Source organism: Cohnella ginsengisoli (assembly GCF_029525555.1).
GTDB lineage: Bacteria > Bacillota > Bacilli > Paenibacillales > Paenibacillaceae > Cohnella > Cohnella ginsengisoli.
In genome coordinates this window covers 1,830,312-1,854,860 of record NZ_JAPDHZ010000003.1, presented here as the reverse complement: position 1 = coordinate 1,854,860, position 24,549 = coordinate 1,830,312, and the positions used below count along the sequence as shown (strand labels likewise).

At 61.0% G+C, this 24,549-nt stretch carries 20 protein-coding genes, 3 pseudogenes and 1 riboswitch; of the genes and pseudogenes, 21 read left to right on the top strand and 2 right to left on the bottom strand.

What is annotated here, in order from left to right; all coding sequences use genetic code 11:
- Positions 1-298: 298 nt before the first annotated feature.
- The 13 genes and pseudogenes from OMP38_RS19685 (at position 299) to OMP38_RS19625 (ending at position 13,932) form a co-directional block, all read left to right on the top strand.
- A complete protein-coding gene (locus OMP38_RS19685) occupies positions 299-1,075 on the top strand; it encodes a YveK family protein (RefSeq protein WP_277566594.1) in 777 nt (258 codons plus the stop codon).
- Positions 1,076-1,113: 38 nt separating this feature from the next.
- Positions 1,114-2,304: a glycosyltransferase gene (locus OMP38_RS19680; protein ID WP_277566593.1), complete on the top strand. Its 1,191-nt coding sequence runs from the start codon at positions 1,114-1,116 to the stop codon at positions 2,302-2,304.
- A 54-nt stretch (positions 2,305-2,358) separates the two neighbouring features.
- On the top strand, positions 2,359-3,051 hold the full coding sequence (locus OMP38_RS19675; protein WP_277566592.1) for a CpsD/CapB family tyrosine-protein kinase: 693 nt from the start codon (positions 2,359-2,361) through the stop codon (positions 3,049-3,051).
- 3 nt (positions 3,052-3,054) lie between these two features.
- Positions 3,055-3,772 (top strand): annotated as a pseudogene (locus OMP38_RS19670) (sugar transferase).
- A gap of 44 nt (positions 3,773-3,816) precedes the next feature.
- A pseudogene (locus OMP38_RS19665) lies at positions 3,817-4,975 on the top strand (glycosyltransferase family 4 protein).
- Between the two features lie 14 nt (positions 4,976-4,989).
- The gene (locus OMP38_RS19660) at positions 4,990-6,339 is read left to right on the top strand and encodes a UDP-glucose dehydrogenase family protein (protein WP_277566591.1); all 1,350 of its coding nucleotides are present in this window, start codon (positions 4,990-4,992) and stop codon (positions 6,337-6,339) included.
- A gap of 43 nt (positions 6,340-6,382) precedes the next feature.
- Positions 6,383-7,681: an O-antigen polymerase gene (locus OMP38_RS19655; protein ID WP_277566590.1), complete on the top strand. Its 1,299-nt coding sequence runs from the start codon at positions 6,383-6,385 to the stop codon at positions 7,679-7,681.
- On the top strand, positions 7,678-8,496 hold the full coding sequence (locus tag OMP38_RS19650) for a glycosyltransferase family 4 protein (protein WP_277566589.1): 819 nt from the start codon (positions 7,678-7,680) through the stop codon (positions 8,494-8,496). The genes OMP38_RS19655 and OMP38_RS19650 overlap by 4 nt, the downstream gene beginning before the upstream one ends.
- A gap of 28 nt (positions 8,497-8,524) precedes the next feature.
- A complete protein-coding gene (locus tag OMP38_RS19645) occupies positions 8,525-8,815 on the top strand; it encodes a glycosyltransferase (protein ID WP_277566588.1) in 291 nt (96 codons plus the stop codon).
- Positions 8,812-9,927: a glycosyltransferase gene (locus OMP38_RS19640; RefSeq protein ID WP_277566587.1), complete on the top strand. Its 1,116-nt coding sequence runs from the start codon at positions 8,812-8,814 to the stop codon at positions 9,925-9,927. Before OMP38_RS19645 ends, OMP38_RS19640 begins: the two co-directional genes overlap by 4 nt.
- 77 nt (positions 9,928-10,004) lie before the next feature.
- The gene (locus OMP38_RS19635; RefSeq protein ID WP_277566881.1) at positions 10,005-11,453 is read left to right on the top strand and encodes an MOP flippase family protein; all 1,449 of its coding nucleotides are present in this window, start codon (positions 10,005-10,007) and stop codon (positions 11,451-11,453) included.
- A gap of 114 nt (positions 11,454-11,567) precedes the next feature.
- Positions 11,568-12,473 carry a UTP--glucose-1-phosphate uridylyltransferase GalU gene (gene galU / locus OMP38_RS19630; RefSeq protein ID WP_277566586.1) on the top strand — a complete coding sequence of 302 codons (906 nt, stop codon included), beginning with the start codon at positions 11,568-11,570 and terminating at the stop codon, positions 12,471-12,473.
- Between the two features lie 85 nt (positions 12,474-12,558).
- Positions 12,559-13,932 carry a sugar phosphate nucleotidyltransferase gene (locus tag OMP38_RS19625; protein WP_277566585.1) on the top strand — a complete coding sequence of 458 codons (1,374 nt, stop codon included), beginning with the start codon at positions 12,559-12,561 and terminating at the stop codon, positions 13,930-13,932.
- Positions 13,933-14,004: 72 nt separating this feature from the next.
- Here OMP38_RS19625 and OMP38_RS19620 read toward each other — a convergent pair whose 3' ends face one another.
- Positions 14,005-14,445 (bottom strand): hypothetical protein, encoded by a 441-nt coding sequence (locus OMP38_RS19620; protein WP_277566584.1) that lies wholly within the window; start codon positions 14,443-14,445, stop codon positions 14,005-14,007.
- Here OMP38_RS19620 and OMP38_RS19615 point away from each other — a divergent pair.
- The 3 genes from OMP38_RS19615 (at position 14,357) to OMP38_RS19605 (ending at position 16,225) form a co-directional block, all read left to right on the top strand.
- Complete coding sequence (locus OMP38_RS19615) at positions 14,357-14,953, top strand: LCP family glycopolymer transferase (RefSeq protein WP_338130592.1); 597 nt, start codon at positions 14,357-14,359, stop codon at positions 14,951-14,953. The genes OMP38_RS19620 and OMP38_RS19615 overlap by 89 nt on opposite strands.
- Before the next feature lie 85 nt (positions 14,954-15,038).
- Positions 15,039-15,758, top strand: a complete 720-nt coding sequence (locus OMP38_RS19610; RefSeq protein WP_277566583.1) for a PIG-L family deacetylase — start codon at positions 15,039-15,041, stop codon at positions 15,756-15,758.
- Positions 15,759-15,847: 89 nt separating this feature from the next.
- A complete protein-coding gene (locus OMP38_RS19605; protein WP_277566582.1) occupies positions 15,848-16,225 on the top strand; it encodes a GNAT family N-acetyltransferase in 378 nt (125 codons plus the stop codon).
- Positions 16,226-17,105: 880 nt separating this feature from the next.
- Here the strand turns inward: OMP38_RS19605 and OMP38_RS19600 are convergent.
- Positions 17,106-17,630, bottom strand: coding sequence for a general stress protein (locus tag OMP38_RS19600; protein ID WP_277566581.1), 525 nt, complete (start codon positions 17,628-17,630; stop codon positions 17,106-17,108).
- Positions 17,631-17,821: 191 nt separating this feature from the next.
- Between OMP38_RS19600 and OMP38_RS19595 the strand changes: the two genes are divergently transcribed.
- From OMP38_RS19595 to OMP38_RS19575, 5 genes and pseudogenes are all read left to right on the top strand, one after another.
- Complete coding sequence (locus OMP38_RS19595) at positions 17,822-18,793, top strand: catalase (protein ID WP_277566580.1); 972 nt, start codon at positions 17,822-17,824, stop codon at positions 18,791-18,793.
- 123 nt (positions 18,794-18,916) lie between these two features.
- Complete coding sequence (locus OMP38_RS19590; RefSeq protein WP_277566579.1) at positions 18,917-19,999, top strand: ABC transporter substrate-binding protein; 1,083 nt, start codon at positions 18,917-18,919, stop codon at positions 19,997-19,999.
- A 54-nt stretch (positions 20,000-20,053) separates the two neighbouring features.
- A complete protein-coding gene (locus tag OMP38_RS19585) occupies positions 20,054-20,956 on the top strand; it encodes an ABC transporter permease (protein ID WP_420869711.1) in 903 nt (300 codons plus the stop codon).
- Positions 20,956-21,750: an ABC transporter ATP-binding protein gene (locus OMP38_RS19580; RefSeq protein WP_277566577.1), complete on the top strand. Its 795-nt coding sequence runs from the start codon at positions 20,956-20,958 to the stop codon at positions 21,748-21,750. Before OMP38_RS19585 ends, OMP38_RS19580 begins: the two co-directional genes overlap by 1 nt.
- A 637-nt stretch (positions 21,751-22,387) precedes the next feature.
- Positions 22,388-22,546, top strand: a riboswitch (cyclic di-AMP (ydaO/yuaA leader).
- 211 nt (positions 22,547-22,757) lie between these two features.
- Positions 22,758-24,465 (top strand): annotated as a pseudogene (locus tag OMP38_RS19575) (APC family permease).
- The last annotated feature ends 84 nt before the right edge of the window (positions 24,466-24,549 follow it).

Here is a 24,549-nt window from a genome sequence, read left to right as displayed (position 1 = left end):
TAATAATTCTTATTGACAAAGCGCGCCGTTGCGATAACGGCGCGCTTTTTCGCGTTTTTGAAAAATGAGAAAACCCACTTGAAAACGTTACCACTTTATGCTTGTTTGTTTCAGATTCGGAGCCGAAGGTTTAAGTTGGGGTCAAGAATGAGAGAGACGGACGAGCCGGCTAAAAGGGGTACCCCGCACCTACATAACCTGACCTTCCTCCAGGGGTCTTTCGTTCGTCGGGGTCGTCCAAATCTCCCAATCCGGCAAGGCGCAAAAATCACACAAAACGAAGCGGAGGCTATCTAGAATGGAGCTGCAGCACTACCTGAAGGTCGTTAAGAGATACTGGTGGATCCCCGCCCTGCTGGTCATCGTCATCTGCACGGCCGCCTATGTTTACACCAACAAGTACGTGAAGCCCGTCTATCAAGCGTCGACGGACCTGATCGTCAACAAGACCGAATCGACGGTCGCGGGGCAGCAGATCATCGACCAGAACTCCATCAACACCAACCTCATGCTTATCAACACCTACAAGCAGATCATCAAATCCCCGTCCGTCATGAAGCGCGTCGCGGACCAGCATCCCGAATTCGGCATGTCGGCTACCCAGATTAGCGACAAGATCGCGGTCAATACGATGAAGGACGCGCAGATCATCACGCTGGTCGCCAAGGCCGACGACTACGGCACGGCCGTGCAGCTCGTGAACGGCGTATCGAACGCCTTCCGCGGCAGCGTCACCGAACTCATGAAGCTTAACAACATTACGGTGCTCACCGAGCCGGATCCGCTGGCCGCGCCGGGTCCGATCAACAGCAGCCACACCGTCCTGTATATATTCAGCTTTCTGCTCGCCGCGCTTCTTGGCTTCGGCATCGCGTTTTTGGTCGACTACCTGGACGACAAGGTCAGGACCGCGGACGATCTCGAGAGCGAGCTTGGCATCACGATGCTGGCGAGCATCGGCAAGATCAAGCAAAAGGATATGGCGCAAGGCAAAGTCCGCACGGCGATTCCTTTCGCCAGGGAGGCCGCCGTACGCGGCAAGCAAGAGCTTAGACCCGCCGAAGAGCAGCGCTGACCTGCCAAGGCGAGCGAAGGAGGCGGGATCGGCCGGTCATGACGTTACGAAACATCCTCATCTACCGAGACAGTTTGTTGGCGCCATCCGAAACTTTTATACGATCTCAAGCGGAAGGCATGCGGTTTTACCGGGCCCACTATGCGGGCTCCAAGCGCAATGCGGGTATCGCCCTCGATCCCGAGCGCGTCACCGTGCTGAACGAGGGCGGCGCCGGCGGAAGGCTGCGCGAGCTGTTGTTCAAGGCGACAGGGCTCGGGTTCCCGCTCGAGCGCAAGTTCAGGCAGATGGATTTCCGCCTGCTGCACGCGCACTTCGGTCCCGACGGCGTGCTGGCCACGCCGATCGCGAGGCGGCTTCGCATCCCGCTCATCGTCACGTTTCACGGCTACGATGCGACGGTCAAAGACGAACACGCCCGCAAGTCCTACTACACGCACCGGCAATACATTCGCAAGCGAGAGCAATTGCAGCGATCCGCCGCGGTATTCATTGCCGTATCGGACTTCATCCGCGGGAAGCTGATCGAACAGGGATATCCTGCGGACAAGATCGTGCGCCACTATATCGGCGTCGATACGGAGCTGTTCAAGCCCGATCCGGAACAGGCACAGTCCCGGGAAAATATCGTGCTGTTCGTGGGCCGTCTGGTCGAGGTGAAGGGCGCTGCCTATCTTATACGGGCGATGAACGAGGTGCAGCGGCAAATGCCGGATGCAGAGCTCGTCGTCATCGGGGACGGGCCGCTCCGGGCGGAGCTTGAAGCGATGGCTGCCAGGACGCTTGGCAAATACCGGTTCCTGGGCACGCAGCCTCCCGACGTCGTGAAGCACTGGATGAGCCGCGCGAAGGTATTCTCGGTGCCGAGCGTGCCGACGCCGACGGGCGCAGAAGAGGCATTCGGCATCTCCTTCATCGAGGCGGCCTCGATGCGGCTCCCCGTAGCGAGCTTCCGCACGGGCGGCATCTCGGAGGCGGTGAGCCACGGCGAGACCGGACTGCTGGCCGCCCCGCACGACTGGCTCGACCTCGCGGCCGGCATCTCGCGGCTGCTGAGCGACGAAGCGCTGTGGCGGCGGATGAGCGCGAGGAGCAGGGAACGGGCTTGCGAATCGTTCGACCTGAAGGAGCAGAACCAGAAGCTGGAACGAATCTATCACTCCGTGCTGGCAGGCAATACAAGCCAGGCGACGGGCTACCAACTGATGCCGAGCCGCATCGACGCGTGAGCGGAAGGACACAGATCGTCGCAATCCTAAACAAGAGACAGGCAGGGATCTTCTATGACAAGAGAAAACGGCAAGCATCGCCAAATCGCCAAAGCGGGCCCCGGCTCCTCGGTGTTCGAATCCTACAAGAAACTGCGTACGAATATCCGGTTCTCCTCGATGGGACAAGCGGTCAAGCTGATCCTCGTCGCTTCGGCGGTCACCGGCGAAGGCCGCACGACGACCGCGATCAATCTGGCAATGAGCTACGCGCAGGAAAACAAAAACGTGCTGCTGCTCGACGCCGATCTCAGGCGGCCGGCGGTGGGACAAGCCTTCTTCCGCACGAGCCGAAACGGTCTAAGCGACATCCTGATCGGGCGCGGCAAGCCGGAGGACGCGATTCAGCAGACCGACGTCGCGGGGCTGTACGTGCTCCCGGCAGGCACCGTGCCGCCGAATCCTTCGGAGCTGCTCGGTTCCGAATCGATGCGCAGGCTGCTTGAGGAGCTGAAGACGCAGTTCGACGTGATCGTCGTCGATTCGCCGCCGGCCTCGTCGTTCGCCGACGCCCAGATCGTCGGCGCGATGTCCGACGGCGTCGTCCTCGTCGCCCGCTCGGGCAAGGTCACCAAGGAAGCCGTTCGCCGGACCCGTCTGGGCCTGGAGCACGTCGGCGCCCATATCCTCGGCGCCGTCCTGAACAATACGAACCGCGACCGCATTGAATCCAGCTACGCCAATTACTACGGATACGGGGGAGATTAAACCATGAGTCTAGTCGGCAACGAGCTTGAGATCGCCAGCCGCGCCACCGCCACGACGTCCGCCCAGCCTATCGTCCAGTCCACAGTCCAGAAAAGCGGAACCAACTATCTCTTCTTAAGCGCCAAGCGTGCGATCGACCTGCTCGGATCGGGCATCGGATTGATCCTCCTTTCCCCGGTATTTGCCGTTATTGCACTGCTCGTCAAGCTCGAGGATCCGAAGGGGCCCGTCTTCTTCAGGCAGCACCGCATCGGCAAGGGAGCAAGCATGTTCAACATCTACAAGTTCCGTTCCATGAACACCAACTCCGAGCAGCTGCTGCGGGAGGACAAGGCGCTGTACGCCAAATACGTAGCGAGCAACTACAAGCTCGAGCCGCATGAGGACCCTCGCATCACGCGCATCGGCCGCTTCCTCCGCAAGACCAGCCTCGACGAGCTGCCGCAGCTGTTCAACGTGCTGAAGGGCGAGATGAGCCTCGTCGGCCCGCGGCCCGTCGTCGCCCAGGAGCTCAAGGAATACCGGGATAAAAAAGCGCGAATTCCTGTCGGTCAAGCCCGGCATCACCGGCTATTGGCAGGTGAGCGGCCGCAGCGAAGTCGGCTATCCCGAGCGCGTCGACCTGGAGCTCTACTACGTTTACAATAAATCGCTCGCGCTCGACATCAAGATTCTGCTCGCGACGGTACGCAGCGTGCTGCTCAAGAAGGGCGCTTATTAAATCAACCAGATGTCATCGGGTACGGACAGGAGGACGACAGCCAAATGAAGGTCGCGATCGTTCACGAATGGTTGACGACATACGCGGGTTCGGAAAAAGTGGTCGAACAAATGCTCGAGGTGTATCCCGAAGCGGACGTGTTCGCCATGGTCGATTTCCTGCCGGAGAAGGACCGGGGCTTCCTCAAGAACCGGAAGGTCCGAACCTCTTTTCTGCAAAACATGCCTTTCGCCAAAAAAGAAGTATAGGCAGTACCTGCCGCTCATGCCCCTCGCCATCGAACAGTTCGATCTGTCCGCTTACGATCTCATTTTATCGAGCTCCCACGCGGTCGCTAAAGGCGTCATCACGGGGCCGAACCAACTCCATATCTCTTACGTGCATTCGCCGATTCGCTACGCTTGGGACATGCAGCATCAATATCTCAGGGAATCGGGCCTGCAGCGCGGCCTGAAGGGCGCCTTCGCCAAGTGGATGCTGAGCCGCATGCGGATGTGGGATTACCGGACCGCCAACGGCGTGGATTATTTTATCGCCAACTCCGAATTCATCGCCAGCCGCATCTGGAAGGTGTACCGCAGAGAGTCCAGCGTCATCTATCCGCCCGTCAACGTGAACGCCTTCGCCTACCGCGAGGACAAGGAAGACTTCTACCTGACGGCGTCCCGCATGGTCCCCTACAAGAAGATGGACATGATCGCCGAAGCCTTCGCCGGCATGCCGGACAAGAAGCTGGTCGTCATCGGCAGCGGACCCGACATGGAGAAGGTCAAGGCACAGGCGGCCAAGGCGCCTAACATCCAGGTGCTCGGCTATCAGCCGGACGCCGTGCTGATCGACCATATGCAGCGGGCCAAGGCGTTCGTGTTCGCGGCCGAAGAAGACTTCGGCATCACGCCGGTCGAGGCGCAGGCTTGCGGCACGCCCGTCATCGCGTACGGCAAGGGCGGATCGCTCGAGACCGTCCGCGGCCTCGGCGTTCCGCAGCCGACGGGCGTCTTCTTCGAGGAGCAGACCGCGGCGCAGGTGATGGCGGCCGTGAGCCGGTTTGAGAATGAAGGCGGCGCGATCCAGGCAGCGAACTGCCGCAAAAACGCGGTGCGCTTCTCGCCGGAGTCGTTCCGCAAGAAGCTGCAGCAGCACGTCGACAACAAGCTGCATCAAAATACGCGCCAGGCGGGAAGCGTCCAGGCCGTTCTATAGGGGAAAAGACAACTATGAAACTGACTTTCATCGGCACCGGGTACGTCGGGCTCGTATCCGGCGTCTGCTTCTCGGAGATCGGCAACGACGTCACTTGCCTGGACAAGGATCTGGGCAAGATCGAGCGCCTGAACCGCGGCGAAGTGCCGATCTACGAGCCGGGCCTTCAGGAGCTCATCGCCAAAAACCGCGAACTCGGGCGCCTGCGCTTCACCGGCGAGTTGACGCCTGCCGTGGAGGGCGCCGAGGCGATCTTCCTCTGCGTCGGCACGCCGCCGCTGCCGAACGGCGAAGCGAACCTGGCGTTCATTGAGCAGGCCGCGCAGGAGATCGCGCTCGCGATGAACGGCTACAAGATCATCGCGACCAAGAGCACTGTGCCGGTCGGCACGAACGACCGTATCCGGGATATCGTCTCGCGGCTCACGCCGCATCCGTTCGACGTCGTCTCGATTCCAGAATTCCTGCGGGAGGGCTCGGCCATCTCGGACACGCTGCACCCGGACCGCATCATCATCGGCACCGACAGCCCCGAGGCGGCGGAGAAGATCGCCGAGCTGCACCGGCCGCTGACCGATCGGATCATGGTGACCGACGTGCGCAGCGCGGAGATGATCAAGTACGCGTCCAACGCCTTCCTCGCGACCAAGATCTCCTTCATCAACGAGATCGCCAACATCTGCGAGAAGGTCGGCGCGGACGTCACGGACGTCGCGAAGGGCATGGGCCACGACCGGCGGATCGGCCCGTCGTTCCTTCAAGCCGGGATCGGCTACGGCGGCTCCTGCTTCCCGAAGGACACGAACGCGCTCATCCAGATCGCGGGCAACGTCGACTACGAGTTCAAGCTGCTGAAGTCGGTCGTCGAGGTCAACCAGGGCCAGCGCTTCAACGTGATGACGAAGCTGCGGCGCTCGCTCGGCGAGCTCGGCGGCAAGCGGATCGGCGTCTGGGGGCTGGCGTTCAAGCCGGACACCGACGACGTGCGCGAGTCGCCGGCGCTGGACATCATCGGCGCGCTGCTGGCCGAAGGCGCGGAGGTGCAGGCCTATGATCCGGTGGCGACGGCCAACTTCCGGGCAATCTTCGAACAGTCGGACGAGGTCGTCTGGAAGGAAAATCCGATCGAGGCGGCGCGGGACTGCGACGCGTTGTGCCTGCTGACCGACTGGCCGGCGTTCAAGTCGCTGTCCCTGCCCGAGGTGCAGGCGGTCATGCGGCAAAACATCCTGATCGACGGCCGCAACGTGTACACGAGCGAGCAGGTGAACGAGGCCGACCTCCGATACTACTCGGTCGGACGGCCGCATGTCGGCAGCCTGTCGCAGTTCGAGGCGGAGCCGGTCGCTTTTTATGGCAGGTGAACGCGCCGCGCCGGCGCAATCAAGACGAGGGAGTGCCCGTGAGATGAGAAAGAATGCTTCGGTCTGGTGGATGAACCCGACCATCCTGTTCGCCATCGTGATGGGGGTCGTCATCGCGGGCGCTTACCTGATCCCGGCCCAGAACTACCTGATGTTCTATCGCGTCGAGAAATTCATCGACAGCGGCAACATCTGGCTCGCCGTCTATCCGGCAGTCGCCTTCGTCCTGGGCGGCTTGCTGTCGTCGATGCTGAACAAGGGCGTGAAGCCCGTATCGGTGCTGCCCGATGCCGTGCTGAAGCGCGACAGCTTCATCAAGTTCGTCGTCTACGCCCTGTTCGCCATGACGCTGTTCGGCTACGCGGTCTACTTTCTGATCATGGTCCGCAGCGGCTTCACGGTGGCGCTATTCTTGTCCGTCATCAAGGGAGAGCCCGGCGCCATCTATTCGATCAAGCAGAACTTCGACAAGATTACGGGTGTCACCTCGTTCACGAACTTCGGCATCGCCTTCACGATCCTCGCGACCTACTACCAATGCCTGAAGGGGAAAAAGACGTTCCTGCCCGCGATGGCGGTCGTCTTCCTGCTGACGCTCATGCGCTCGATCTTCTTCTCGGAGCGGCTCGCCTTAATGGAGATTCTGGTGCCGGCGGCCATCATCTGGATCTCGATGCGCCTGAAGCAGGGAAAACGGGTGCCGTTCGTCAAGCTGTATCCGCTCATCGGCATCGTGTTCGTCATCGGGTTTTTCGGACTCAGCGAGTACTTCCGTTCCTGGCTGAGCTACTACGTCCACATCTATCCTTCGTTTTGGGAGTTCGTGGTCACCCGGTTTTTCGGCTACTACGTCACCGCGCTTAATACCGGCACCTTATACATAAGAGAGCTCGGGTTTCCGTCGATCCCGTTCCCTTACTACACTTGGGAGTGGCTGTGGAAGATTCCGCCCGGCGGCGAGGCGTACGCCAACGTATACGGCGTGCGGCCGATGGGCCTGCTGGACAACATACTCTCAACGATGGGCAATCCGGAGTTCAACAATCCATCGGGGCTCATGCTCCCTTATCACGATTACGGCTTCGGCGGGGCGCTGGTCTACATGGCGCTTCTCGGTTATATCAGCGGCGTGCTGTACGCGCACTTCCGCAACAATCACACGTTCGGCATGCTGATGTACCCGATCTGGATGGTGGGCATCCTGGAGTTTCCGCGTTACCTGTACTTCACGAGCGGCCGGTTTTTCCCTTGCTGGGTCGTGCTGCTCCTGTTCACGCTGGTCCTGCATTACAACAAGCGAAAAATCAAGAGCTGGCGGCTCTCGGGGGTGAACCGGACATGACCATGCAGAGAATCTATATCAACGGCCGATTCCTGACGCATCCCGTCACGGGCGTGCAGCGATACGCGATCGAGGTGCTTCGCTCGCTCGACGCGTTGGTCGGGGAACGCGACGCGGCGGTCGAAGGATACGAATTCGTCGTGCTGGCGCCGAAGGGAGAGCTGAAGCCGATCGGCCTTCGCCATATCCCGACGAAGCAGGCGGGGCGCGGCTCCGGTCACGCCTGGGAGCAGCTGAGCCTGCCGGCGCTCAGCGCGGACGGATTCCTGCTCAGCCTGTGCAACACGGGGCCGATGACCAAGCGAAGCCAAGCCGTCACGATGCACGACGCGGCGGTATACGCGGCGCCGGATACGTACTCCTTCGCTTTTCGCGCCTGGTACAAGGTGCTGCAGCGCGTGCTCGGCATGAACGCGAAAGGCGTCTTGACCTGCTCGGCATTCTCCCGCGCGCAGTTGACCGAGCACTTCGGCGTTCCCGCGCGCAAGATCAAGACGATCTACCACGGTCGGGAGCATATCCTTCGGATCCAGGCCGACGAGACGGTATTCGAGCGTCACGGACTGACGCGTCCTTACGTGCTGGCGGTCAGCAGCATGAGCCCGAACAAGAACTTCGCGTCCGTCGCGAAGGCGATCGAGCTGATGGGCGACGTCGGCTTCGACATCGTCATCGCCGGCGGCAGCAGCAAGATCTTCAAGCCCGCCGGCGGCCGGATCGGGGGCGAAGTCAAGACGCTGGGCTACGTGACGGACGAAGAGCTGAGAGCCCTGTACGACCGGGCTTCCTGCTTCGTCTTCCCCTTCTTTCTATGAAGGATTCGGCTTCCCGGCGCTGGAGGCGATGGCCTGCGGGTGCCCCGTAGTCGCCTCGAATGCCGCTTCGATCCCCGAAGTATGCAGGGATGCCGTGCTCTACTGCGACCCGCGCGATCCGGCGGACATCGCGGCCAAGATCAGGCGTCTCATGGAGGACGACGGGCTGCGGACGCAGCTGCGCGAGCGGGGGCTTGCGAGAGCCGGCACCTTCTCCTGGGACAAGTGCGCGAGGGAGACGCTGGACGCGGTCCGGCCGCATCTGGCCGCGGCCGAACCGGCGTACGTTCCGGAGCGGGAGAGGGGGTATAGCCGATGAACATCGTGTTCGCGAGCCATACGTACATGGGCGGACCGTTCGTCGTCGGCTCCCACCATCTCGCCCGCGAGATGAAGCGGCTCGGCCATCGCGTCCTCCACATGAGCACGCCGCTGAGTCCCATGCATCTGCTCAAGTATAAGGACCGGGATATCCGCGCGCGGCTCAAGATTTACCGGGGGCAGCCCGAGGCCGAACCGGACCAGGCGGCGAACAGCGTACCGATGTCGCTGCTGCCGTGGGAGCTGGCCGGACCGATCTACGCCCGCACGGGCAAAAACTGGACGCTGCCGCGCATGAAACGGCTGCTGCGCGAGCAGGGCATGGACAGCGTGGACTTGCTGCTCATCGACCAGCCGCGGTTCGCCGGGCTCGACGCGATCGTGAAGCCCGCCGTCACCGTGTACAGGCCTACCGACCTGTACGCCCAAATGACGGGCGATCGCTCGATCGCCGCTGCCGAAGCCGCCATCATGGCGCGGGCGCACGGCCTTGTCTCCACGTCGGAGCCGGTGCTCGAGGAGCTGCTGCCGTACAATCCGGCGCTGCCGAGCCTGCTGCTCGAGAACGGCGTCGAGTACGAGCACTTCGCGCGAGGCGGCGCGGAGCCCGAGGATCTGCGGGCGATTCCCGGACCCCGCGCCGTCTACGTCGGCGCGCTCGACGAGCGGCTCGACCTGGGCGCGCTGCGCAAGCTGGCGGACGCTCGCCCGGAGCTTGCGCTCGTCGTCATCGGGCCGTACGACGACGCGACGGCCGCCGTATTCGCCGGTCGGCCCAACGTGCATCTGCTCGGCCCGAAGAAGTACAAGGACGTGCCGAGGTACCTTCACCATGCCGACGTCGCGCTGCTGCCGCTGAGCGGCCATGCGGCCAACAAAGGGCGCAGCCCGATGAAGCTGTATGAGTACGCGGCCGCGGGGCTGCCGGTCGTCGTGACCGAGACGCCCGAGCTGCTGCGTCGCGAAGAGCCGTTTCTGTACTTTTACCGGCACGCGGACGAATTCCCGGGCCGAGTGGGGGGAAGCGATCGCCGCGAAGCACGGCCGCGACCGCATCCGCGCCTTGGCCGAGCGCCATGCCTGGGACGCCAAAGCCAAGACGCTGCTTGAATTCGCCGAGGGCCTTCGGCGGACAGCCTCATCCAAGGAAGTGACCCGATCATCATGAGCTCGCTCAAGAAAAAGGGATCGCGGCGGCCAAGTGGTCCACGCTCGCGACCGTCGTCTCCATCGTCGTGCAAGTGCTGCAGCTCGTCACCGTCTCCCATTTGCTGACGCCCAAGGACTACGGTCTCATGGGGATGGTCATGGTCATCGTCGCGGCTGCCGTCAATCTGACCGACATGGGCATCTCCAACGCGATCATTCACCGGCAGGACGTCACCAGGGACCACCTCTCGAGTCTCTACATACTGAACCTGGCGACGAGCTTCTTCATCAGTCTGGCGATTTTCCTGTCCGCGCCGCTCGTTGCGGCCTTCTATCACGAGCCGGATCTCGTGAACCCGGTCCGATGGATGTCGCTGCTGTGCCTGATCCCGGCTTTCGGCCAACAGTTCGAGGTGCTGTCGCGCAAGGAGCTTAAGTTCAACGCGATCTCGAAAATCCAGATCGCCGCCTACTTCGCGGGCTTCCTGATCGCGATCGCGGGCGCTTATTACGGCTACGGCGTCTACGCGCTGGTCGGCTCCTATCTGGGCAACGCGCTTGTCCGCTCCGCCGCCCTCATGATCATGGGCTGGCGCAGATGGACGCCGGCACTCCATTTCGCGCGCGACGACCTCAAGGGTTATCTCAGCTTCGGCGTCTATCAGATGTCCTCGAATCTCCTTCAATCCTTTATCTCGAATCTGGATTATCTGATTCTGGGCCGCATGTACGGCGCGCAGACGCTGGGCTACTATTCGTGGGCCTATCAGCTCTGCATCATGCCGGTACAGAAGCTGACGCCGCTCATCAACTCGGTCACGCTGCCGATTTTCGCCAAGATTCAGGACGACCTGACGCAGCTGCGCAAGGGTTACATCAAGATCGCCGAAGGGGTCAGCTATCTGAACGCGCCGATCTACCTGGGCCTGCTCGTCACGGCGCCGATGCTCGTCACGTTCGCCTTTAGCGAGAAATGGCTGCCCAGCGTGCCGCTGATCCAGATCCTGTGCGTCATGTTCCTCATCCGCTCGCTCGTCGTCACCGTCCAACCGCTGCTGCAATCCAAAGGGCGAATGGACATGTACTTCCGCTATACGCTGCTCTGCATGGCGGTGCAGGTGCCCGGCCTGTTCATCGGCGCTTATCTCGGCGGCATGATCGGACTGTGCTATGCGTTCGTCGCGGTACAGATCGTCATCTTCTGCATCCAGTACAGCTACGCCGTACGGCGCGTGCTGGGGCCGTGCCTGTCCCCGCTGCTGCGCGGAATCGCGCCCGGATTGCTATGCGGATTGGTCATGGTCGTCGGCGTGCTGGCCTTCGATTGGCTCTCCCGGGCGCTGTTCGAGCTCAATACGGGCTTTATCCTGCAGGTCATTTGCGGTGCGCTGCTTTACTTCGCTGTCATATTCTATTTCAACCGGAATCTGATTCACGCGGTACGCGATAAGGTATATAGGAGACATAAGTCCGTGAAGCCGGGGTGACGCCCACGCGGCGCCCCCTGAGATCATATCGCCACCTCCCCCTTATCCCCGTCGTCATGTCCTGCGAACATTAACCGTCGCACTTTTCACAGCAGATAGGAGGGTACCATACGAATGACTAAAGTCAAAAAAGCGATCATCCCCGCAGCCGGCCTCGGCACGAGATTTCTTCCTGCCACGAAGGCGATGCCCAAAGAAATGCTCCCGATCGTCGACAAGCCGACGATCCAATACATCGTTGAAGAAGCGATCTGCTCGGGCATCGAGGATATCATCATCGTGACCGGCCGAAGCAAGCGCGCCATCGAGGATCACTTCGACAAAAATCACGAGCTCGAGGCGGATCTCGAATGCAAGCAGAAAAACGAACTGCTGGAAATCGTCCGGGGCGTCACGAACCTCGTCGAGATTCACTGCGTCCGGCAGAAGGAGCCGCTCGGGCTCGGACATGCCATTTGGTGCGCCCGCAAGTTCGTGGCCGGCGAGCCGTTCGCGGTACTTCTCGGCGACATGATCATCGAGAGCGAGGTGCCCTGCCTGAAGCAGATGATCGACGTCTACGACGAGCGTGCCGGCAGTATTATAGCTGTAGAAGAAGTGCCGTGGGAGAGCGTGTCCAGCTACGGCGTCATCCAGGGCGACATGATCAACAAGCGGCTGAACCGGATCACGAATCTGGTCGAAAAGCCGAAGGTCAACCCGCCGTCGAACCTGGCGATGATCGGACGCTACATCCTCGATCCGGCGATCATGGATATCCTCGCGCATCAGCAGCCCGGCGTGGGCGGCGAGATCCAGCTGACGGACGCGATGAAGCAGCTCGCTACGCGCCAGAACATGTACAGCTACCGCTACGACGGCAAGCTGTACGACGTCGGCAGCAAGCTGGGTTTCCTGAAGGCGAACATCGACTTCGCGCTGAAGCGCGAAGAGCTCGGACTGGGCTTGTGGGAGCACCTGTACGAGCTGACCGGCTCTGCCGAAGCCGCGGGCATAAAGGAAGAACGCAGAATCGGCTAAGCGGACGCGAGTCCAATTCAACGCGAGCTCAAGCGGGAGAGCAAGAGAGAACATCATGCAGAACATCTGGAGGGGAAAAAATAGAATGAAATTAGTACTGCTGTCCGGGGGTTCCGGCAAAAGACTGTGGCCGTTGTCCAACGATGCGAGAAGCAAGCAGTTCCTCAAGGTGCTCGAGAACGAAAACAAAGAAATGGAATCGATGGTCCAGCGGGTGTGGGGGCAGATTCGCGCGGTCGGACTCGATCAATCGACCGTGATCGCGACGGGCAAGCAGCAGCTCGACATCCTTCAGAGTCAGCTCGGCCAAGTGCCGATCATCGTCGAGCCCGAGCGGCGGGACACGTTCCCGGCGATCGCGCTGGCGGCGGCTTACCTGTATTCGCTGAAGCAGGTCGACCTGAACGAGACGGTGTGCATCCTGCCCGTCGACCCGTACGTCGAAGACCGGTTCTTCGAGCGGATCCAGGATCTCGAGGACGTGCTGAACCGTACGGACGCGAAAATCGCGCTCATGGGCGTGACGCCGACGCTGCCCTCCTCGAAGTACGGCTACATCGTGCCAGAGCAGGGAGCCGGGGACGATTCGTACAGCCGCGTGGCGCGGTTCACGGAGAAGCCGTCCGAGGAGAAGGCGAAGTCGCTGATCGCCGAGGGCGCGCTGTGGAACTGCGGCGTGTTCGCGTTCAAGCTCGGCTACTTGATCGGGCTGTTGCTCGAGCGCGGAGTGCCGATCCAATACGAGGAGCTGCAGCGGAGCTACGACAAGCTTGCCAAGATCAGCTTCGACTACGAGGTCGTCGAGAAGGAATCCGATATCGTCGTCATTCCTTACGACGGCTACTGGAAGGACCTCGGCACTTGGAATACGCTCACGGACAACATGGGCGCCTGCGTTATCGGCAACGGCATGCTGAGCGAGGACAGCGCCAACACGCACCTGGTAAACGAGTTGGACATTCCGGTGACGATCATCGGCATCCAGAACGCCATCGTCGCGGTCAGTCCGGACGGTATCCTCGTATCCGAGAAAAACGCGAGCCCGCGGATCAAGGACATGGTCGTGCCGAACCAGCGGCCGATGTACGAAGAGCGGACGTGGGGCTGGTATCGCGTGCTCGATTACTCCAAGAGCCCGGACGCGGAGGTGCTGACCAAGCGCATCTGTCTCAAGTCCGGCAAGCACCTGAACTATCACTATCATGCGGAGCGGACCGATACGATGACCGTCGTCTCGGGTGAAGGAGAACTGGTGCTTGGCGAAGAATTATATATCCTGAAGCCGGGAGACGTATTCCGAATCCCAGCCGGTTCCTACCACGCGCTGCGCGCGGCGACAGATATGGAATTCATCGAGATTCAGCAGGGAGAATCGGTGAAGGAAGACGACGAGATCGATCTCTACGGTACCTGGGAGGAGATGGAGTTCCATTGTCTGTCAAGAGGAATCCCCTCGTAAAAAAGAGTTCTCGTCATCGCGTCCGCGGCGGTGCTGCTGCTTGTGCTCGGCGCGGGCGGATATGCGTGGTACCTATACCATGAAGCCACGGACACGATCAGCGACATCTATCAGCCGATCGGCACCGTCCCCCCGGCGGGGGACGGCACGCAGGCCGTGGCCGGCGGCGCGGGAGCGGGCGGCGGCGAGGCCGGGAAGGCTACGGGCGCCGTTCAACTCGCCGCGTCGGGCGATGCCGACCCATCCGATACGGCGCGCCGCATCGTCGACCTGAACGCCAAGGACCCGTTCACGGTGCTGCTGCTCGGCGTGGACGAGCGGAGCGGCGACGTCGGCCGGTCCGACACGATCATGGTCGTCGGGGTCAATCCGGCCAAGCATTCCGTCCTTCTCTACAACATCCCCCCGAGATACCCGCACCGAGATCGTCGGCAAAGGCACGACGGACAAGATCAACCACGCGTACGCCTTCGGCGGCGTCGACATGTCGATCCGTACGGTCGAGCGTTTCATGAACATGCCCATCGACTACTATGTGAAGGTCAATATGGAAGGCTTCGAGCGGATCATCGATATTCTCGGCGGCGTGTCGGTGGACAATCCGTTCGGCTTTACGATCGACGGCGTCACCTACCCGCAGGGACGTCTTGAGCTCGACGGCGAGAATGCGCTGCTCTATTCCCGCATGCGCTACGACGACCCGAAGGGCGATATCGGCCGCATCGAGCGTCAGCAGTCGGTGCTCGGCGAGCTGATCGGCAAGGCGAAGCGGCTGAAGACCGTCGCGAAGCTGCCGGACATTCTCGACCAGATCCGGGCGAACGCCAAGACGAATCTGACGGCGGACGATATGAAGGCGCTGTTCAACAACTACCGCAAGGAAATCGATACCGTCAGCAAAGACCAAGTCAACGGCGGCGGTCAGCGCATCGGCGGGATCTACTATTATATGGTCAGCGAGCAGGAGCGGGCGCGCATGCACGACAAGCTCGCCGCGCAGCTTGCGGACGACGGGGTTTAACCGGAAAGCTCGCTTCGCGTATGGCCGTCGTGCCGGCGCGAGACGGGCTTTTATTTCTGTTAGATAGAAGGGAGGCATACGCGGCATGGCGATCAATTTGTTTTTCGTGCCTCATCAGGACGACGAGGCGCTGACGTTCGGCGCGGGCATCCGCAATCATCTCGACGTCGGCGACGAATGCCACGTTATTCTCTATACGGACGGGCGTTCCTCTGGTGTGCGGCGGCAGCTTAACGGCGAGACGAGGAGCGCACTCGCCAGGCGCTATTACGATCCGGCCGCGGAAGGATACGGCTATCTCGAGGAGGCGGATATGGTGCGTCTGCGCAACGACGAATTCCGCCGGTCGTGCCTCGCGCTGGGCGTCCCCGAGACGCATATTCACTTTGCGGACGGGCAGATGCGGGACGGGTCGACGACGGTGGAGGGCTGCGAGGAGGTGATCCGCGAGTATTTGAGGAGGTATCCCGACGCGCGGGTCAAGGCGTTCACGGATCTGGGCGGCAACCACGCCGATCACGCCAACATGGGGCGCGCCGCGCGCCGGCTGGCGCGGACGGGCGCGATCGCGGACCTTCGCCTTTACGTCGAGCCGTACAATCTTCGCAACGCGAAGCGGGAGGCTAAGCGGATGGAGCTGCTCGTCGAGCGGTCGCGCGACCATTCGCACAAGGTCGTCGCATCCCTGCAAGAGTACAAACGCTGGGATCCGGCCCGCGGGCAGCTCGCGATCGGCTATCATTCCGTCAAGCGCTGCTTCGACCGGGCGATCGCGAAGCCCGTCTCTTATTATCACAAGCCGTAGCAGTTTAGCTTCGCGGCGCTCGAATGTCGCGGATCGGGGTAAGGGATAGAGAGTACGAGAATAGAGAATGACGATGGAGGTGCACGGACATGAGCGCATTGTACGATAACGGAACGCCCGAGGTACGGCCCGAGGAGGAGATCGTCGCGGAGCGGGAAGGCAACGGCTACATCCTGCGCGGCGTCAAGGGCAGGATCGGCCAGATCACCTATACGATGGCGGACGCGGACACCTGGATCATCGATCATACGTCGGTGGACGGCGATTACCGCGGGCGCGGCCTGGCGCGGCAGCTGCTGGACTTCGTCGTCGAAGAAGCGAGGGAGAAGGGGCGCAAGATCATCCCTTCCTGCTCTTACGCGCTGCAGCAATTCCAGGCCGACCCGTCGCTCACCGACGTGTGGGCCGAGGGAGACGCGAGCCGCTACTCGGATTCTTACAGCAGCAACGGCGTCGAGTCGCGCTGAGCCATTCCAGTAACGGCTCATTCATGAATAATGCCGACTGGACAGCCCCGCATGATCCTAGCAGGATTGTGCGGGGTATTTGTCGTTTCGGGGGGCGGCGGGGGAAGAGGTTCGGAGAGCCTTGGGCTGTGCCGATAAGCGCAAATGGGCGCTAACGCCGCCTCCGTGACGCTCACGGGTGCGCCGATAAGCGCCTAGGGGGTACTATCGTTGAGCGAGATAGCCGGAAAAACCGGCTAACGGGGCCGAAGTTAGTGTGCAGAGGCTGAGATAGCCGGAAAAACCGGCTAACGGGGCCGAAGCTAGTGAGTTCGAGGCCGAGATAGCCGGAAAAACAGGCTAACGGGGCCGAAGCTAGTGTGTACGAGGCCGAGATAGCCGGAAAAACCGGCTAACGGGGCCGAAGCTAGTGTGTACGAGGCCGAGATAGCCGGAAAAACCGGCTAACGGGGCCGAAGCTAGTATGTTCGAGGCCGAGATAGCCGGAAAAACCGGCTAACGGGGCCGAAGCTAGTGTGTTCGAGGCCGAGATAGCCGGAAAACCGGCTAACGGTTCCAAAGCTAGTGTGTTCGAGGCCGAGATAGCCGGAAAAACCGGCTAACGGGGCCGAAGCTAGTGTGCAGAGGCTGAGATAGCCGGAAAAACCGGCTAACGGGGCCGAAGCTAGTGTGCAGAGGCTGAGATAGCCGGAAAAACCGGCTAACGGGGCCGAAGCTAGTATGTTCGAGGCCGAGATAGCCGGAAAAACCGGCTAACGGGCCCAAAGCTAGTTTGTACGAGGCCGAGATAGCCGGAAAAACCGGCTAACTAAGCGACAGGACACTGGCACGAAAAATCCCTCCTCCCGTTGGGAAGAGGGATTTTTATGTGCGTGAAAGATCAGACGATATACGTATCCGAGTTCAGCGTATTGTTCGTCCGGAACGTGTCGTAGATATGCGCGCGGCGGTCGGGATCCGTGTCCACGAGCACCAAGATCCGGCCAGAATTCAGATCCTCGTCGTAGCGCTTCGCTTCATCCTCCGGAATGCCGAGGCCGATGAGACCGCCGACGATGCCGCCCGTGCCGGCGCCGACAGCCAGGCCTGTGAGCGTCGCCGCGATCGGCCCCGCCGCGAGGATCGGTCCGATGCCCGGCACGACGAGCAGTCCCAAGCCGGCCAGCAGGCCGGTCAGGCCGCCGACCACGCCGCCCGTCGCCGCGCCGGCCGCGGCGCCTTCGGGCGCTTCGGTGCCGGTCTCTTCCGTGACATAGTCCAGGTCGTCCCGGTTTTTGCTGATGACCGAGATGTCGTCCGAGGTATAGCCTTGACGCTTCAGGTCCTCGATCGCTTTTACCGCGCCTTGCTCGGTATCGAATACGCCGACGATTCTGCGTTCCTGGGTGCCGCGTTCCTGTGCCATGACGAATCCCTCCTGAATGGATCGAATTTGGTTTAACGTCGAAGCGGATGCTTGAATAGGGCCGTTCAGTATCTAATACCCACTATGGGCCATTCTCATGCAGCGGTTCGGTTAATAAAGGCGGAAGCGGGTAAATATAACGGTTGGCGCGGTCAGCGCGGCCTGCAACCGAATTCGGAGGTGACCATGCGATGGAAAAACCGTTTGCCAATCAGTCCATGGCAGCCGATACGCACCTAGAAGACCCGATGCAGCTGCATAATCGGACGGTAGACGCGCTCGAGGGGCTGTCCGGCGTACATCCGGGAAAAAGGCGCGTGCATGCGAAAGGCCTTTGCTGCCGCGCGGTCTTCAGGCCGAGCGGATTTGCGGCAGGGCTTACGATCGCGGCGCATTTGCGCGATAAGACCGCGGAGATCGAGGCGATCGTCCGCTTCTCGGGCAGCTCGTCCGACCCTTCGCTGGCCGATGTCCTGTCGCCGGGCAAAGGGCTGGCCGTGCGATTCATGCCGGCGGGCGGCGATGTCTCGGTGCTGACGGCGGTGACGGTCCCGGTTTTCTTCGCCAAGTCGCCGGCGTCGTTCCTCGACCTTATAAAGGAAGCGAATCGTTTGAAGGGCGGCGGCATCGAAGCGATTGCCGCCGCGGCGGAGCTGGCCGCGCACTTTCCGGAGGCGCGTCATGCGATGGCGCATGTCGGCAAACTGCGTCCTCCGGCGAGCTATGGCACATGCCGCTACTATGCGATTCATGCGTTCATGCTCGTCGACGAGAAGGGGAATCGCAGGCCGGCGAAGTTCGAGTGGATGCCGGAGCTCGGCGTCGAGACGCTGTCGATCGGGGAGCTGAAGTCGCTGCCGGAAGACTATCTGGAGCGCGATGCGGCAGAACGTATTAAGAAAGCGCCGCTTCGCTTTCGCTTAAATATCGTACTGGGGCGGGAGGAGGATCCCACGGACGATCCCACCCTGCCGTGGCCCGACGACCGGGAACGGATCGAGGCCGGCATCCTGGACGTCACGGACGTCATCGAGGAGCCGGACGGGCTGCTGATGGATCCGACTATCACGGGCGAGGGCATCGAGCCTTCGGACGATCCGATCCTCCGGTTTCGCAGCCCCGTGTACGAAGAGTCGATGCGAAGGCGAAGTCGCGGCGAATAAGCGGGCGGTGCGGGCGTTTTCGGCTCGCGCCGCTTATTTGTTTGTTATACGCTTTCATTGACGAATGAACGCTTTCACATTTAAACTGTAGTTTAAACTCATAGGACAAGGGGCCAAGAAGAGATGAAGAAAAGAATTTGGGCATCGGCGCTCCTCTCGCTCGCCATGCTGGCGACGGCGGGCTGCGGCGCGAAGGGCAACGGCAACAACGAAAACGGAGCGGCCAGCCCGTCGGCATCGCCGTCGGCGGGCGCTTCCGCAAGCGCAAGCGCGTCAGCGCCTGCGGACGACAAGACCTACTCGATCGCGATCTCGCAGATCGTCGAGCACCCGTCGCTGGACGCGACGCGCGAAGGCTTCATCGCCGCGCTGAAGGATGCCGGCCTCGAAGAAGGCAAGAACCTCAAGATCTCGCTGAACAACGCGCAGGGCGACCAGAACACGAACTTGTCGATCGGCCAGAAAATCGCGTCGGAGAAGTACGATCTCGTCTTCGGCATCGCGACGCCTTCCGCGGTCGCATTGGCGCAGTACGTAAAGAATACGCCGATTCTGTTCGCGGCCGTCACCGATCCGCTCGACGCCAAGCTGGTAACGAATCTGGACAAGCCGGGCGCCAACATCTCCGGTATTTCCGACACGAACCCGGTCGCGGTGCAGCAGCTGATGGATTTCATCGCATCCGATTTTCCGAACGTGAAGAAGGTCGGCCTCGTCATCAACGAAGGCGAATCGAACGCCGTCGTCATGGCGAAGAACGCCGAAGAGCAGCTCAAGAAGCACAACATCGAGCTGGTTAAGGCGCCTGTCACGAACACGTCCGAGGTGAAGCAGGCAGCCGAGTCGCTCGTAGGCCGCGCGGACGCGCTGTTCATCACGCTGGACAACACGGTCGTCAGCAGCGTCGACGCGATCATCAAGGTCGCCAACGACAATCACCTGCCGTTCTTCTCCAGCGACCGCGATACGGTCGAGAAGGGCGCTTTTGCCACCTATGGCTTTAAGTACTACGACCATGGCTACCAAGCCGGCCAGATGGCGGTCGAAGTGCTGAAGAACGGCGCCAACATCGGCGACATGAAGGTCGGCATGCAGGAGAAGCTCGACCTGATCCTGAACCTCAAGGCCGCCGCCGCGCAGAACATTACGGTGACGGACGATATGAAGAGCAAGGTGCAGGACCCGACCAACAACATTATTCAATAGGAGTAGGTGTCGTCATTGATCCATTCCCTGACCGGCGCAGTCGAGCTTGGCTTCATGTATGCCTTGATGGCGCTCGGGGTATACATCACGTATCGCATCTTGGATTTCCCCGACCTGACCGTAGACGCCAGCTTCACGACGGGAGCCGGCATCGCCGCGGTGATGATCTCGCACGGCCAGGCCCCTTGGCTCGCGACGCTGGCGGCCTTCGGCGGCGGTCTGGCGGCGGGCATCTGCACCGGCCTGCTGCATACCAAGGGCAAGGTCAACGGCCTGCTCGCGGGCATTATCATGATGATCGCGCTTTACTCGATCAACATACGGATCATGGGCAAGCCGAACATCTCGCTGCTTAATACGGACACGCTGTTCTCCGGCGTCGCTTCGCATGAGTGGCACGATTTCCGCCTCGCGTACATCGTCGTCCTGTTCGCGGTCGCGATCGTCGTCAAACTGCTGCTCGACGCGTTCTTGCATACGGACCTCGGGCTCGCGCTTCGCGCGACGGGCGACAACAAGCGCATGATCCGCAGCTTCGGCTCCAACACGGACCTGACGACGATCCTCGGCGTCAGCCTGTCGAACGGCCTCGTCGCGCTGTCGGGCGCGCTGATTGCCCAAGACGGCGGCTCCGCCGACATCTCCATGGGCATCGGCATGATCGTCATCGGGCTCGCCTCCGTCATCATCGGGGAAGCGATGCTCGGGCCGAAGCGCGTCTTCTGGGCGACGCTTGCCGTCGTGGTCGGCTCCTTAGCCTACCGGATCGTCTTCGCGCTTGCCTTGCGCGCCGAATTTTTGCATCTGAAGGCGACGGACCTTAAGCTGATCACCGCCGTCATCGTCATCCTGGCGCTCGTCATCCCGACGATGAGCCGATCGGCCAAACAGAAGCAGCAAGCGAAGCGCCGCACGGCCGAGCTGGCGGCCGGCATGCGCGGCAAGGGGGCGATCTGATGCTGGAGATCTACCAAGTATCCAAGCTGTTCAACCCCGGGACGGCGGACGAGAAAATCGCGCTCATGGACATCAACCTGAAGCTGAACGAGGGCGACTTCGTCACGGTCATCGGCAGCAACGGAGCAGGCAAGTCGACGCTGATGAACATCATCTCGGGCGTCATGCAGCCCGATATCGGCGACGTCCGGATCGACGGGCAATCCGTCGCGTCGAAGTCCGAGTCCGAGCGCAGCAGATGGGTCGGACGGGTGTTCCAGGATCCGATGGCGGGCACGGCGCCCAACATGACGATCGAGGAAAATCTGTCGATGGCCTATGCGCGCGGCAAGCCGCGGGGCTTCGGCTGGGCGGTGACGGGACGCAAGCGCGCCCTTTTCAAGGAGGAGCTGAAGCGTCTTGGCATCGGTCTGGACGCAAGACTGCGCGCCAAGGTCGGACTGCTGTCCGGCGGCGAGCGGCAAGCGCTCAGCCTGTTGATGTCCACGTTCACGCGGCCGGGCATCCTGCTGCTCGACGAGCATACGGCCGCGCTTGACCCGGCCCGCGCAGAGCTGATCACTCGTCTTACCGAGGAGATCGTCCGCAGCATGAAGCTCACGACGCTGATGGTCACGCACAACATGGAGCAGGCGATCCGTCTCGGCAACCGCCTCATCATGATGGACAAGGGACGCATCATCCTCGACATCCCGCCTGAACGCAAGCAGGACCTGACCGTGCAAAAGCTGCTCGGCGAGTTCGAACGCATCAGCGGCCACAAGCTGGCGGACGACCGGGTGGTACTGGGCTAATTCCTGAGAGCGTATTATGGCATGCCGGTTGGAAAAAGTATAAGGGCGAAGCGGACAACCGCTTCGTCCTTTTTTTGACGGCTCAAAAAGTATAAGTTTTACCTGCAGAAGCGCTTATTTTTAAGCAGGGGGCTGCTTTGGAGGGAGAGCAAGCGCAAATGGAACTGAACTTGAGACGGTTGAGCCGGGAGGAGGAGCGGTAAGTGTTCAAAAGCAGTTAATCGGCGCGCTACCCGAGGCTACTGAGGAAATAAGTGTTCAAACGCATTTATTTGGTTCAAACCGGGTCAAAACGTTCGAACGCGAATAATTAATTGCGTCTCAACACTTAATTGCCCAAGGACGTCGTGATCTAGGAAATTAACTGCGTTTCAACATTTATTTTATAAGCGGCGGGCACAAGAACGCAAAGCCCGAAGGCTTTGCGTTTGATCTGGCGCAAACTTCACTCTTGCGTTCATTTCTTAACGCGATTTATCAATAAATCGCGCGCGGACGTGCGAGGACGCGATAATACAAGAGCCGCTTGCTTGTAACCGCTCTCTTGATGCGCTAACCGGCTGCGGCGCTGTTTCATCTCCTTCGGCGGCAGTTTACATGGAGATGAAACGTGACGTATGATTCATTTCGTGATTCAACATCCTAATCGCTGAATCCCGCGGGAGCGGGAACGGGGGAACCAACCGGGTGCCGCGCATGCGCGCCCAGGGGTGAATCGCTTGGCTATGCCAGGCGTAGGGCTGCTTGCCGAGCCCGAATCCGACAGCTAACCTCGCAAGCGTCCGGAAGAGGAACCTGCGCCGCTATTCGCCTACGAATAAGCTGCGGGAGATCCTTTCCCGCGGCATTTTTTTTATGCGCCGGAGCGGCGCCGGAACAGCAAAGGAGATAACCCCATGGTTAGCAAAGTAAAACGGTTACTGATCGGCCGGCCCATGAAGAGCGCGGAGATCGAGGGCGCGAAGCTGGGGAAATTCAAGGCGCTCGCCGTACTGTCGTCGGACGCCCTGTCATCGGTAGCGTACGGCACGGAGCAGATCCTGCTCGTGCTCATGGCGGCGGGATTCGCGGCCGTCTGGTACTCGGTGCCGATCTCGCTGGCGGTACTCGGACTTTTATTCATCCTCATCCTGTCTTATCGCCAGACCATTTATGCCTATCCGGCAGGCGGCGGCGCCTATATCGTGGCCAAGGACAATCTCGGCGTCTCGACGGGACTCCTGGCTGGCGGCTCCCTGCTGGTCGATTATATATTGACGGTCGCGGTCAGCTCGTCCGCGGGAACGGACGCGATCACGTCGGCATTCCCGTCGCTGCATGAGCATCGGGTCTTGATCGCGCTCGTCATCATCCTGATCCTGACCGTCATGAACCTCCGGGGCGTGACCGAGTCGGCTTCCATGCTCGCCACGCCAATCTACCTGTTCGTCGTCGCGATCTTCGTGCTCATCGCCGCGGGCATCGTCAAGTACGCGACGGGCGGCGCCGCCGCCCATACCCCGGAGTTCGGCGCCGCCGTGTCCAACGTGAGCCTTTTCCTGCTGCTTAAGGCGTTCAGCTCCGGCTGCTCGGCGCTTACCGGCGTCGAAGCGGTGTCCAACGCGATTCCTGAATTTCAAAAAGCCCGCCGAGCGCAACGCGGCCGCCACGCTGATCATGATGGGGACGATTCTGGGCGCGATGTTTATCGGCATCAGCCTGCTCGCTTACTGGTACGGCGTGGCGCCGGACGAAAAGCAGACGGTCGTCTCGCAGATCGCCGAATCGACCTTCGGGCGCGGTACGATCTATTACGTCATCCAGGCGCTGACCGCGCTCATCCTGGTTCTGGCGGCGAATACGGCATACTCCGCGTTTCCGCTGCTGGCCTTTATGCTGGCCAAGGACAAATACATGCCGCACGCCTTCATGGTTCGCGGCGACCGGCTCGGTTACTCCAACGGCATCATTTTTCTCGGCGTATTTTCCGCGCTGCTCGTCATTCTCTTCCACGGCAATACGGAAAACCTGATTCCGCTGTACGCGGTCGGCGTCTTTATCCCGTTCACGCTGTCGCAGCTCGGCATGATGGTGCGTTGGATCCGGCTTCGCCCGCAGGGCTGGGTGACGCGCCTGATCGTCAACACGATCGGCATGCTCACGACGCTGAGCATCACGCTCATCTTCATTTTCACCAAGTTTACGCATGTATGGATGGTCTTCGTTTTCCTGCCGATCGTCATGTGGACCTTCTTCGCCATCGCGCGCCACTACCGGAATACGGCCGACGAGCTCCGCATCGATCCGACCAAGGAAAAGCCGTGCATCAAGGGCAGCACGATCGTGGTGCCGGTGGCGGGCGTCACCCGCGTCGTCATGAACTCGCTCAGCTACGCCAAGTCGCTTACCGACAACGTGGTCGCCGTCTATGTCGGCTTCGATGACGAGGAGATCGAGCGCATGGAAAAAAGATGGGCCGACTGGGATCCCGGCGTCCGGCTCATCACGCTGAGGTCCAGCTACCGCAGCATCATCCGGCCGATCATGAAGTTCATCGATACGATCGAGTGGAAAACCGCCGAGACCGACCATATCACCGTCCTCATTCCGCAGTTCATCGCCAAGCACTGGTGGCAGCATATCTTGCACAACCAGTCTAGCCTGCTGCTCCGCGCGTACCTCTACAATCAGAAGGACGTCATCATCGCGACCGTGCCTTACCACTTGCGGCGTTAACGTTCATCTTGCGCTTTACGATCGTCTCGTCCGCGGTTCGCGGGCGAGGTTTTTTTTGTATCGTAATTCCGCACACACATCCCA